Source organism: Flavobacterium cryoconiti (genome assembly GCF_048158645.1).
Taxonomy (GTDB): domain Bacteria; phylum Bacteroidota; class Bacteroidia; order Flavobacteriales; family Flavobacteriaceae; genus Flavobacterium; species Flavobacterium cryoconiti.
Map to the genome: position 1 here is coordinate 106,614 of NZ_JBLNKW010000011.1, position 13,555 is coordinate 120,168.

Annotated in this window: 10 protein-coding genes; 2 read left to right on the forward strand and 8 right to left on the reverse strand. The window is 32.1% G+C overall.

What is annotated here, in order from left to right; all coding sequences use genetic code 11:
* Positions 1 to 72: 72 nt before the first annotated feature.
* The 8 genes from ACM55H_RS15470 to ACM55H_RS15505 form a co-directional block, all read right to left on the reverse strand.
* On the reverse strand, positions 73 to 849 hold the full coding sequence (locus ACM55H_RS15470; protein WP_416837374.1) for an alpha/beta hydrolase: 777 nt from the start codon (positions 847 to 849) through the stop codon (positions 73 to 75).
* A gap of 429 nt (positions 850 to 1,278) precedes the next feature.
* The gene (locus ACM55H_RS15475; RefSeq protein ID WP_416837375.1) at positions 1,279 to 2,070 is read right to left on the reverse strand and encodes an alpha/beta hydrolase; all 792 of its coding nucleotides are present in this window, start codon (positions 2,068 to 2,070) and stop codon (positions 1,279 to 1,281) included.
* Between the two features lie 413 nt (positions 2,071 to 2,483).
* Positions 2,484 to 3,995 carry an MFS transporter gene (locus tag ACM55H_RS15480; RefSeq protein WP_416837376.1) on the reverse strand — a complete coding sequence of 504 codons (1,512 nt, stop codon included), beginning with the start codon at positions 3,993 to 3,995 and terminating at the stop codon, positions 2,484 to 2,486.
* Positions 3,996 to 4,018: 23 nt separating this feature from the next.
* Positions 4,019 to 5,086 (reverse strand): HlyD family secretion protein, encoded by a 1,068-nt coding sequence (locus ACM55H_RS15485; protein WP_416837377.1) that lies wholly within the window; start codon positions 5,084 to 5,086, stop codon positions 4,019 to 4,021.
* 13 nt (positions 5,087 to 5,099) lie between these two features.
* A complete protein-coding gene (locus ACM55H_RS15490) occupies positions 5,100 to 6,416 on the reverse strand; it encodes a TolC family protein (protein WP_416837378.1) in 1,317 nt (438 codons plus the stop codon).
* Positions 6,417 to 7,369: 953 nt separating this feature from the next.
* Complete coding sequence (locus ACM55H_RS15495) at positions 7,370 to 8,107, reverse strand: SDR family oxidoreductase (RefSeq protein ID WP_416837379.1); 738 nt, start codon at positions 8,105 to 8,107, stop codon at positions 7,370 to 7,372.
* A gap of 26 nt (positions 8,108 to 8,133) precedes the next feature.
* A complete protein-coding gene (locus tag ACM55H_RS15500) occupies positions 8,134 to 9,306 on the reverse strand; it encodes an acetyl-CoA C-acyltransferase (RefSeq protein ID WP_416837380.1) in 1,173 nt (390 codons plus the stop codon).
* Positions 9,307 to 9,348: 42 nt separating this feature from the next.
* Entirely contained in the window at positions 9,349 to 9,948 is a 600-nt protein-coding gene (locus tag ACM55H_RS15505; RefSeq protein WP_416837381.1) for a TetR/AcrR family transcriptional regulator, read from the reverse strand.
* A gap of 516 nt (positions 9,949 to 10,464) precedes the next feature.
* On the opposite strand from ACM55H_RS15505, the gene ACM55H_RS15510 reads away from it, so the two are divergent.
* Together ACM55H_RS15510 and ACM55H_RS15515 are read left to right on the forward strand one after the other, a co-directional pair.
* Complete coding sequence (locus ACM55H_RS15510) at positions 10,465 to 10,623, forward strand: hypothetical protein (RefSeq protein ID WP_416837382.1); 159 nt, start codon at positions 10,465 to 10,467, stop codon at positions 10,621 to 10,623.
* A 27-nt stretch (positions 10,624 to 10,650) separates the two neighbouring features.
* Entirely contained in the window at positions 10,651 to 13,554 is a 2,904-nt protein-coding gene (locus tag ACM55H_RS15515) for an HD domain-containing protein (RefSeq protein WP_416837383.1), read from the forward strand.
* The last annotated feature ends 1 nt before the right edge of the window (position 13,555 follow it).

Here is a 13,555-nt window from a genome sequence, read left to right on the forward strand (position 1 = left end):
AATTTACAGTGCAAAGTTGCAGCTGAATTAAAAGTTCCACATTGAACTGGAACAAGAAAAAAATCATAATGATTAATAGTTACTCATCCAGTTTAAAATATAATCGGCATTTTCTTTCCAGGTTGGCAAACCTAAAACATTGTGATTACGACCTTTGAATTCTTTATAATCAGTTATCGAATTAGAATTCTTTTTATATTTTTTATAATTTTTGTAATTGATTGATGAGGGGAAAAAGTGATCTTTATCTCCAGATACAATCAGTAAGGGATCGTGGTGTTTTTTAAAATCGACTTTTGCGGCATTTGTTAAACCACCTCTTATTAAGTGCACAGATTCTGGAGTTGCATATTTTTCGTAGGCAGTTTTCTGTTCCAATTCAGTCATCCCATTTGTAAAAGCATATTGCCAATCTTTAAAAGACATCATATAAGTCTCTTTTGAAGTTCCAAATAATGAAAGTGCACTCCAGACGGATTTAATTGACGACCTTTTTGACAGCAATATACCTTTTGGGGGAGCTGAATGAATTGCAATTCCTGCTGCAGCGATATTTTTGTGTACTAGTATTTGAGTAAGCAGTCCCCCAAGTGAATGACCAATCAGAATAGGTTTTTCCGGTTGTTCACGTACAATTTTTTCATAATAGGCCGTTAATTGTTCCAGTGTTAAACCCGCTAAGGCTGAGTTTGGTTTTCTGCTGCGCAAAGTGGCAGGATCTGCATCTTTATAAGGATAGTCAGGAACAATTACCTTATATCCTTTGCTTTCAAAATACGTTTTCCATTCATCCCAGCAGTTGCTGCCAACAAATGCTCCAGTAATGAATACCACCGTTTTGGTTTTCATTTCCGAGTTCGATTTTTGAGTTTGTGAGAACATACTCAAGTTAAAAAGGAGTATAACAATACTTGCTATGGTTTTAAAAAAAATTAATTTAGTTTTCATTTTTAATTGTTGTTTAATTTGGCAGGATAAAGTTTCAAAATTGTAAACCTCAATAATTTTAGCCGGAGTTAAAATCGTTATTCACGGGTCATTCTTGCGGATTCGACTTAAGGAAAGCCCTTGAATTCCTATGTAGGAAGCGATATAGTAGCGTAAGATGGCGTTAAAAATATCCGAATGCTTCTGTTAAGTCTGGATATTAATTTCACTGTAAATTTTGAAAAAGTCTACCCCATATAAATTGGATAATCTGGGGTAGACACTTTATCTCGTTTCAAGATTGTTACTGCATATTAAAAAATCCTTTGAGCAGTTTATGTTTCAAGGGTTTTATTTTAAGGAACCGTTTGCAGCAGATACAATGACTGCGGCTACTGCTTTTGGTTGTGAGATAAATACAACATGACTTCCCTTAATTTCGGTTACTTTTGCATTGGCTCTTTTTGCCATAAAACGTTCTGCATCTGCAGGGATAGTTTGGTCTTCGGTTGCAACAACATACCAGCTTGGTTTAGTTTTCCAGGCAGCATTTGTGATTGTGCTTCCAAAAACAGATGCTGAAACAGGAACTTGGGAATCAGCCATAAAATCAGCTTTTTCTTTACTTAAATCGGCGCAAAAACCAGAATGATATTTCGTTTTGTCGTACCATACAAAACCATCTTTTGACGGAGGAAGTATACCTGAATTAGGTGAAGGGGGACCTGATTGCAGTAATTTTAACAATGACTCTCCCGAATCCGGCACAAAAGCTGAAATGTATACTAGCCCGACTACCTTTTCTGAATTTCCGGCTTCTGTAATTATAGCCCCGCCATAGGAATGCCCAACAAGTATTACTGGCCCATCAATATGATCCAACACGCGGTTTGTAGCAGTAACGTCATCGGAAAGTGATGTATTTGGATTAGCAACTACACTTATATTGTACCCTTTATTTTTCAGTATTGTGTATACACCCTCCCATCCGGAACCATCTGCAAATGCGCCATGGACTAATACTATATTTTTCACTTGTTTTTGTGAAAAGACGGTGTTTGACACCATAAATAACAGTAAAAAGGCAGCAATGGTTAGTTTTATTGGGCCTTTACTTTTTCTTAAATTAATTTGCTTTTTCATTTTTTCTGATTTTTATAGATTAGTTAATAATTACTTTTTAATGGTGCCCAATTATCCTTTTTAGTTACTATATTTTGAAGTCACAAATTATTTTTTTGCTTTTCCATAAGTATAGTGGAGCACTGTTTGAGATTGCAGTTTGTTATCTTATTTAATAAAATTTTATTTTTAGCTTGTGAGTAAATCAAACGGGTTATTTAAATACTTTATATTATTTTCTATTGTTGATTATAAATATCTTTTTAGATTTTGCATTAAAGGAAACAAGAATCACACCTAACTTGTAATTAGTTGATTATCAGGTATTTTTAATATTTTTTAAATTTATTTTTTAGCGAAATATCGAGGTTTTTAAGAAGTGGAATACGATATAAAGCGAAAAGAATTATGAAAAATGAACCAGATCGGTAAGATTAATACGCATTAATCTTATTTTTAATTTTTTGATGGATATAGGTTGTCAATATAAAAATCAATAATAGAATACCAGTTATAATAATATAGCCTGAGATCTCTTTTGATGCCGATAAAAGAGCTTGTCCCTGAAGGTTTTTATAAAAATCTAAAGTATTTCCCTGCTGCTTTATTAGAAAGTCATTAGCTTCGGTATGACTGGCGATATAACTAAAGTGCTTAATTCTGTCCGCGTATAACAAATAATTGTAAATGGCTGAAAAAGTACCACTTCCTAAAAAAGATCGAATTAATATCATGATACCTCCGGCACTTAATGTAACACCAATTCCTAACTTATTTGTTGCATACAAACCGATAGCTATATAAAGTATTGCCATGGCAAATCCTTTTATAAATAAAGGAAGTATAAAATCCTTGCTATTAAAATCAACTGAAAAACTGTTATACATTATGCCATGATAAATAACAAAGGCAAGAAAACCTGTAAATATCAATAGTTCAGCGTCGTATTTTTTCCAATACCAAAAATAACAGAGTACTGAGCCTACAATAATTCCAGGTATCATGTAAAGATTTAATGCTGTATTTAAGATCATTTCATAATGAAGTATGCTAACTGAAAAGGCAGATTGAAAGGTGGAGGGAACAAATATTCCAAGTAATAAAAAATAAAATAGGCCATGACGAAAACTGTTGATTTTAAAAAGGTTTAAATCAAAAAGCGGACGTTTTATGGACAATTCTAATTTGACAAAAAGTAAAAGTGTTAGTACTGTTGCAAACAAGGAGGCAATTATTTTTTTAGAGTCAAACCAGTTTTCTACTTTTCCATAGACTAAGGCATAATCATAGAGCATCAAACTACTGGTGAGCAATAGCAATCCAATCCAGTCCACTTGATATAAAGGGATTTTCTTTTTTAATTTATGATTTTCTACTAACACCAGCGTGACTAATAAGCATATTAGAATCAGAATCAAAATCCATATGTAGGCATACCGCCAATTATAGTTATAAGCAAGTTTGGTTGTAAACCAAGTTATTAAAAACAAACCGCAAAGTGCTGTACAGTAGACAAAAGGATAAAATCGACTGCTGTCCAGTTTTTTACTCCAGATATATAACCAAATGACATACACTTCCACTAGCGCCGCTATTTTTGAAAGCCCAAGAAATAGGCAGGCTACAACTGTTAAGGTAGGGTTATCGGTTGTGGCACAAAGAATATTCATCAGAAGCATCATGGACAGGCCGTAAAGAAGTAACTCTTTATTTGAAAAGCGTTGTTTCAGTCTCATTTCAAACATTAGTCCCAATCCCATTCCAATGTAAAGTGCGTTGGAAGCCTGTATATAGGGCTCAGGATACTCACCAAGACTACTGAACATATCAGTGGTATTGCCTAAAAAAACACCATTGCCTACTAAAATGACAAAAAGCAACAAGAATAGCATAGGCAATCTTACATAGACCGGTACCCATTTATAAAACAAGTCATTTAATTCCATATGAAAGAGTTTTTAGAATATTTTTAATGAGCAATCCAAACTTCGACATTCATTCCTGCTCTCAATTGTTCTACAGCTATTTTAGTGTTTTTATTATTTGTAAATTCAATTTTAACAGGGATTCGTTGTTGCACTTTTATAAAATTGCCGGTTGAATTATCTACAGGAATTGCAGAATACTTTGCCCCGGTAGCTTGAGATATCGCAGTAATTTTGCCTAAAAATTCATTTTGCGTTATACCGTCTACTTTTAATTTCATTTTTTGTCCAATATATAATTTCGCTATTTGGGTTTCTTTATAATTAGCGACGACCCATTTATTGTCGTTTCTTACCAAAGACAATAAGGTTTGTCCCCCTTGTACCAGTTGTCCCTCTTGAATAGTTCTTCTGCCGGTGACACCATCATAAGGAGCAGTAATAACAGTATAGGACTGGTTGAGTTTAGCCATTGAAAGTGCGGCATTTGCGCGCTTAATTTCTGCTTCATTGATATAAACTTTTTTAGAAGTTTCCTCTGTGGAAAGGATAGTCGTCTGTCTTTGTTGAATTAATGCTTTAGTCTGGGATGCTAATGAATTGTATTCTGATTTAATTTGATCAAATTGCTGTTGTGTTGCCGCTCCCTCTTTTAGGAGGTTTTCATATCGACGGTAATTTTGTTTCGCATTCCACATTCTGGCCTCTGCAGCTTTAATAGTAGCATCGACAACATTTAAATTGCTTTTTACTGTATTTATAGCAGAAGCTGTTACATTTTTCGATGCTTTTGCCGACAAATAATTAGCTTCAGCTTGTTCTGTTTGTATTTTGTATTCGGCGTCGTCAATCAGGATAAGTGTATCTCCTTTTTTGACATGTTCGTGTTCTTTGAAACGGACTTCTTTAACATAGCCGGGAATTCGAGTATTGACTGGATTGATATATTCTTCTATCTGTGCATCGTTTGTGTAGAGATCATTGTCTAAATCAAAATAGGTAGAAATACCCCAAACAATTGCAGATACACCGCAAATAACAAGCAAAATATTAATTATAATAATACTTAATTTTTTGCTTAATTTCCTTTTTTCAGAATTAATAGTACTCATAATAGTTAGTGGTTTAAAAGAGTATACCTGCTGATTTTAATAACTGATAATAAGTGTATACTACATTTATTTCAGCATTTGCTACTTTTATTTCCGATTCTAATTTAATATTGGTTGCATCGGTCATATCTGTCACTAAAGCCAGCTGATTAAAATATTTTTTTTCGACAATGCGGTAATTTTCTTCAGCCGATTTTAAATCCTTTTTTAAAGTTGCCAATTCATCTTTGGCTTCCTCATACTTTATAAAATAGTTGTTTATTGAAAGTTCCATATTTTGCGTTGTTAGAATTTCTTTTTGTTTTGAAAGCTCCCACTGCATTTTTCCTGCTGCTATTTTTGTTGTAGATTGATAAATAGATGAAATATTATAACGAATATTGATACCTGCCTGCCATACATTTGTATAAATATCTACAGCAGGAACGGCACTTAAAAAAGGGCGCTGCAAGTAATTTTTTGCAAACAGACTAATTTCTGGAAACCTATCTGTGCCAAGCAGTTTTATATTTGTTACGGCTATCATATTCTCGACTGCGGCAATTTTTAGTTCATGATTTTCTTCATAGCCTTTTTCTTTAAAATAATCAAAACCCTCGATTGATTTTACAGATTTTAATAAAGTACTATCTGGCATAAGTCGTTTTGAATCTGGAAACCCAATCACCATATTAAGCTGTTGATTCAGGATGATTATTGAATTGTCTGTTTTTCTTGTGGCTAACTCTAAATCAGAAATTATAAGTTCGGTTCGCAGTACATCATTCTGGGTCAGCATACCTTGTTTTTGCATTGTTATAATATTCTTCAGACGCTGTTGTGAGAGGTTAGTATTGTTGAGATATACCTGTTTTAAATTTATAAGCCTGAAGATGTCAAGGTATTTTGCCACAACGAGGAATTTTATATCTTGTACATTCTTTTCCTGACTTAAAATCGCGACCTGTTCTTCTAATTTTGTTTTCTGAATATTGGTATTTATTTCACCTCCTTTAAAAACCACTTCAGCGGCAGTTAGAGATAATTCTGTAAACTGGTGCGGTAATTCTCTTGTTGTATGTCGAGAGAAAGAGGGATTCCAAACTTCAGAATTACTCAAATAACCATAATTTAATCCTGTTGAAATACTAGGTAGCTGGTATAATTTATTTATTTGGATTTTTTGATGTGCGAGTTCTGTATATTGTGAAGCAATTTTAAGCTGTACACTGTTTTTTACAGCTAGATCAAAAGCCTTTTCCAAGGTCAAAACTTCAGCAGAAGAATAATTCTGTGAATAAAGTGCTGAAGTTAAAAAAGCAATTAATACCGTTGTAAACAGATTTTTCATTTTATATAGGCAAAAATATTAAACAATAAAAAAAGGATTAAGTCAGTTTAAAAACAATTATTGATTTGTAATTTGACTGATTAAAACGAAATTCATGCCTAATTTTTAATGTTCTGATTTTTAGCCAGTTAAGTGTTTTTGTTGATTTATTAATAGCGATATGTCAAAATTTAGCAGCAATTCAATAACGATATAAAGTAAATTTTTAATGCTAAAATAGAATAGCGGTAAGTTGAAAATTGGAAGGGGAGCGATTTTTTTGCGTCTGAGAAAAGAGTGCGAATAATAAAATTAGTCCTTTTTCGAAAATCCTATTCGCGAATATAAAACGGGTAGCTCATAGATATTTAAAAATGCAGTGGAAAAAGATAAGTGTTATTGCAGTAGGTTTAGTTATTAATACGGTACTGTATATTTAAAAAAAGTAATTGGAAGAAAAGCATCATGTTTAGTACTTTTTTTCAATAGATTAACTCCTTGTGTAGTTAATCTATTGAAAAATGATTGTAAAATAATAGATTTGTTGAAATGTAAATAGTATACCCTTGGGGGTACTTTTTTTAATATTTTAAAAATATTTATTTAATATTTTTTTAACTTGTGGCGCAGTTAATAATAGGAAAGGTATGGCGAGTGCATAAGACATTAACCAAGCAGTGAACCCCGAGTTAAGAAAAATAATAAGTAAAAAACATAAAATAAATGAGCTTATTATAGCTATTATGACTGCGAAAAGAATTATTTTTTTCATATTTGAAAGCCTTCCGATTTTTTTTAAGTAAGTTGGTATATCCTTTTGCTAAAAGTTTGTATTTATCATCATCCCAGATTTCAATTGAAGTCTCCGTTTTGATGCTATCATTTTCTTTATGAATGGGGAAGGCGAATTTGTAACCATTTTATTTGTATGATGAATAAAAAAATTCAAGGCTTGAGAATCTATGGTTTTTATATTAAGCATTTAAAAGATCTAAAGCGTCGTTCGGTGATGAGAGAAACAATTGGTAAATATTAGCGGTGTTGCCTACGTGTATTTCAAATTTATTCTCATACAATCCATAGAGCAAATCATTGGCTACGATCTCAGGATGTATCCCATTTTCACCTCCAATTTCTTTTGAAAAAGGGGTATCCACCAATGGCGGCATAATTTCAAATATTTTTACTGTAGTATTTTTTAAATGATTTCTCAGTGAAAGCGTGTAGGAATGCAATGCGGCCTTACTTGCCGAATAAGTCGGTAATATATAACTTGCTACATACGATACCACCGATGAAACATTTACGATTGCAGATTCAGGTTTGTTCTTTAAAACAGGTAGTAATTTTTCAGTTAGTCTTATAACAGAAAGATAATTAGTCGCTATTTCTTCAGATGCATTCTCAAAAGCGTTAGCATTTTCAGTTGCGAAATGGTGCAAGATTGCTCTTCCTGCATTATTTACGAGTAAATTCAGATCTGGATATTCTTCTTTTATTTTTTCAACTAATACGTTAGTATCGAATTCATTAGTGATGTCAGCGACAAGGTAATAGGTATTGTTTAACTCCGATACTGCTTGTTTCAGACGCTCTTCATTACGTCCTATTATGATTACTTTGTTGTGATTTTTTGAAAATAATTTGGCCATTTCAAATCCAATTCCCGATCCCCCTCCGGTAATAAGTACTGTATTTTTTGTTGTTTTCATTGCGTTTAATTTTTATTTAAAATTATTTAGATATTTTCGATTACAACCGCCGAAGCACAGCCACCCCCGTTACAAATAGCCGCCACCCCATATTTTCCACCTTCTTGTTTCAAAACAGATATAAGGGTAGTTATTATTCGGGAACCAGATGAACCTATAGGATGTCCTAAAGCAACTGCACCACCATAAACGTTAATCTTATTGGGATCTAATCCTAATATTTTCTGATTAGCAAGAATAACGGCTGAATAGGCTTCGTTAATCTCAAAGTAGTCAATTGCATCAAGTGTTAGCTTAGCTTGTTCTAAAGCTTTTGGAATAGCTATCGATGGGGAAGTGGTGAACCACTCTGACGCTTGGGCAGCATCTGCATATCCAACTATTCGGGCTAAAGGATTAAGTTGGTATTTCTCAACTATTTCATCCGATACTAACAAAAGGGCACTGGCTCCATCGTTGAGATTGCTGGCATTCGCAGCGGTAATAGTTCCATTTTTATCAAAGGAAGGTGCTAGTTTTTCGATTTTTTCGGGTATTATTTTATAAATATCCTCATCATCGTTCAAAATTGCGGTACCGTTTTTAGTTTTTATTTCTATAGGTATTATTTCGTTCAAAAATTTACCGGATAGGGTTGCATTTGTTGCTTTATTATACGAAGACAGCGCAAAAGCATCTTGCTCTTCTCTGGAAATGTTATACTCTTTTACGCAAATTTCCGCAGCATTCCCCATGTGAAAACCGTTGTAAACATCAGTCAAACCGTCCTTTAAAAGACCATCTATTAAAGTGGTATGGCTTAATTTATTGCCTTTTCGCTGTAGGGTATAATGAGGAACATTACTCATACTTTCCATTCCACCCGCAATTACGATTTGATCAATTCCCAATTGAATCTGTTGGGCACCTAGTATTACCGCTTTCATCCCTGAAGCACAGACTTTGTTTACAGTGGTGGCATCGGTTTTATTTGAAATTCCTGCGAATAGGGCAGCTTGTCTCGCTGGTGATTGTCCAAGATTTGCAGATAAAACATTGCCCATATAAACAGCGTCTATTTCTGTTGGTCTAATTGGAGTATTTTCCAAAATATTTTGAATGGCTATTTTGCCTAATTCAGTAGCAGTTAAATGAGAAAGACTGCCAAGAAAGCTTCCCGTGGGAGTTCTTTTTGCCAAAATGATATTTACATTTTTCATAAAATATTTTATACCGATCGGTATATTTTTAATCAAAAAAAATTAGAATTCTTCTATTTGTAATTTTAAACTGTCCATCAATGTTTTTAGGTGATTGGTATTGCCAGTAAGTTTAGTCAGCATTACTGTTCCTTCAATCAATGCTATGATCATTAATGCTTTTTCATCTGCAATCGTTGTTGCTTTAAATTCGTTTTGTTCTTTTCCTTTGTTGATCAGGTAAATTAAATTTTCGTTCCACGATAAAATGGCTTTTTTAGCGATTTCTTTTAACTGAGGATGAGTGTCGTCAGCTTCAATAGCAGTATTCATAATTGGGCATCCACCAACCGGAAATTTTTCACCTAAAAAATTTAAATACAATTCAGGGAAGCATAATAGTTTTTCTTTGAATGTTTTTTTTTGGGATTGTTCATTTCCAATTAGCAACAGAAGTTTATTTAAATTGAATTTAAAAACCGAAACGGCCACCTCATCTTTATTCTTAAAATTTCCATATACACTCCCTTTTGTTAATCCGGTTGCAGCCGTAATATCACTGAGAGATGTTCCTGCATATCCTTTGGTATTAAAAATAGGAGCAGTTTTCTCAATTATAAATTGTCTTGTGCGTTCTGATTTATTGATGACTTTAGTTTTCATAAAACAAAATTATACCAATCGGTATAATAATAATAATTAAAAGTGTTAAACTTTATTAAATATTTATGTTACTGATTTGGCTAGAAGCAATAAGACAGTGGACGGAAAAATTAAATCGATCATTTATGAGATAAATTAAAACGAGAAAAAGTGGGATTGGATATCGAACATATGAATAAAATGACTGCAACCAAAGTAAATCAAACAATAATAAACAAATAGTATACCAGCTCGTTTTAATCAAGATTGCGATCCTTTAAAATCACTATTTACTTTATATCGTTGGAAACATTGTGTAACCTTCGACATTTCGCTAACCTATAACAAATTAAAAAATTTAAACTGTTGATTTATAGCTATTTAAAACAAAGGCATAATCATTGGTTTAACATGTTCGCGTGGCATCTAAAGAAGATGTTAATTAAAATAACTGAAAAAAGAATCTATTAAAAGCTAACAAAAATGAAAAAGGAAGTACACTAAAAAAAGGCAAAAAGGTAACATGATAAAATATCCATGATTGTATTGTTATCATTCATTTGGTGTATGGATGTACTGGTATTGCTTGTCGGGCATTCTTGTGGTGATGCTGTCATTACCGAAACCGGAAATTCAGAAAAAGTAGTCGGACTGATTTATATTGCAGCTCCTGACGCAGGAAAGAACTCCAGATAACAGAAATTTAAAAAAAATCTAACTAGTGTGGTTAAGAACTATAAATATTTAAGTCCGTTTAAAACCTTGATTTCTTTTCATAAATTAATTAAAGGACTGGAAGAAATAGCACTATCAGATATTGGCTATAAATCAAATTATGCCAAAGATTTATTAAATCAAATGAAAGACAAACCCGAATTTATTGATGGTATTGATAATCTTGATATAATTGAGAATAATCAAGATTTAATCAAGAATTTATTGGCTGATTTATTTCCTACGGCATTAACCTTTAATGAAATAAAAGCAGTAACACTTCCTTTTCACGATTTTACATTTAATTATTCGGAGCGATTTAAAAAAATTCTAGAAGATGTAGGAATGTCATTTGATATCAGTAGTATAGATATGGATGAACATCAGTTTTACATAATGAATTGTACACTCATATTAAATGGGTATTATAATCAAAATCTTGATTATGGAAAACCATTATTCTATGAAATTCCAGACAAAAATGGTATTCTTAAACATTATAGAATACTATATAATGCTGATTTTTTAGAAATATATCCAACAGAAAACACCAAATTTTTAACCCAAAAAGCTATTGAAGAATTAATCGATAATTGTGATAATATAGATTTATGGAAAAAAGCATTTCCTCAAAATTCTTGGTTTTTAAAAGGATTTGCAATACTATCATTAGTAGATGTAACTGTTGAAAGTGCCGTTTCAAATCTGAAATCAAACTTATTAAAGCCTGATGTAGAAAAATCGAAACTTGACGATAGCTATGAATCTATTTTTAGATCGGTATTTAAGATTCCTGATTTAAAAATTGGTTTAACTTTTTATGACGAAGAAGAAGAATTATTTGTAAAGCCACCTTTTAATGAGGCAAAATTAGAAAGTTTTATACTGTTAAATACAAAAGAAGCGGATTGTAAAAATGCACTTTGTGGATGCTCGTTTGAGAGTTTAATCGAAAATAATAAACCGTTTATTATTCCTGATGTTTTAGAATTTGCTAAAACGAAAGAAAATTACACATTTGGAGAACATTTATTGAGTCAAGACATTCAAAGTTTTTTGTTGGCACCAGTTATTAAAGACAATAAATTTTTGGGATTATTTGAGTTGGCCTCATCAACAATTAGGGTGTTAAATTCTATCAATGCTAATAAGTTGGAGTTGATTTTGCCTTATATAGCCGATACTATTGAAAAGACTAATAACGATATGATAAATCAATTGGAGGCAATTATTCAAAATGAATACACTGCAATTCATCCCAGCGTGTATTGGAAATTCAAAAAAGAAGCCAAAAATTATTTTCATTCCAACATTTCGATTAAAGACTATACTTTCAAAGAAATTGTATTTAAGGATGTTTATCCTTTATATGGACAAATAGACATTAAGGGATCTTCGGAAAATAGGAATAACGCTATCATAAATGATTTAAAAGAACAAATTAATCAAATTATTGCCATCATTGAAATCTTGAATTTTGATAAAAAAATAGGCGTCATTGAGCAAAAAAAGTTTGAATTAGAAAGCTTTCTATTAGAATTGGACCAACCATTTAAAAATAATTTTGAACAAATCATTCACCACTATATAGAAACTGAAATTCATTCAATTTTAAAAAATGCTGCATTCAATAAAAAAACAGAAAATTTAATAAATGACTATTACAAGAAGTTAGACCCAAAAACGGGAATGTTTTACCAGACTCGAAAAGATTTTGACGATACCATAATGAGTATTAATAAAAGACTTTCTTCCATTTTAGATAGTAAACAAGCTCAAGCTCAAGAAATTTTCCCACACTATTATGAGCGTTTTAAAACGGATGGTGTGGAGCACAATTTATATATTGGAGCTTCAATAGAACCGAACAAAGTGTATAATGCAATGTATTTACACAACCTTCGATTATGGCAGTTGGAAACACTTTGCGAAATGGAATCAGGACACTATAAACTAAAAACGACTTTGCCCTATACACTTGATGTGACATCACTAATACTGGCGTTCAGCTCTCCTATTTCTGTTCGTTTCAGAATGGATGAAAAACGGTTTGATGTTGATGGGTCGTATAATGCACGTTACGAGGTTGTTAAAAAAAGAATTGACAAAGCATTTGTAAAAAATTCTGATGAACGAATTACTCAAAAAGAAAAAATAACAATTGTGTATTCCAATTCAACTGAAGAAAAAGAATACATCAAATACATCAAATACCTGCAGCACAAAGATTTATTAGAAGCCGGGATCGAAAAATTAGAAGTAGAAGATTTACAAGGTGTTTCGGGTTTGAAAGCACTTCGAGTGAAAGTAAAACATAATGACAATAGTTTATTAATAGAAGCAGCAGCATTTATTGCAACACTTTTTAAAGAAAGATTGGATTCAAAATATTCATACCACAATCTAGGACATACAAAAAGTGTTGTTATGGGCATTGAAACCATTTGTATTGCCGAAAAAATAGATCAAGTGAAGATTGATATCCTTCTTTTAGCAGCTTGGTTTCACGATGCAGGTTACATAGATGGTACTGAAAATCATGAAAAAAACAGTATAAAAATTGCTTTAAAATTTCTGCAGGATAAAAATATTTCAGATAACATTCAGCAAAAAGTAAGTGATTTGATTTTGGCAACCCGATTTAATTACATCCCTAAAAATCAATTAGAAAAAATATTAAAAGATGCTGATAATGCTCATTTAGGTACTGAAAATTATCTGGATTCTTTGGAACAATTAAGAAAGGAGTGGGAAAAGTCGATCAACAGAAAATATAGCAATACCGATTGGCTCATCCTTAATATTGAGTTTCTTAAAAAACATCAATATTATACAAAATTTGCTCAAAAAGAATGGCAAAATTTAAAAGAAAATAACCTGAAATTAATTGAAAAACACCTTCAAAACATATAAT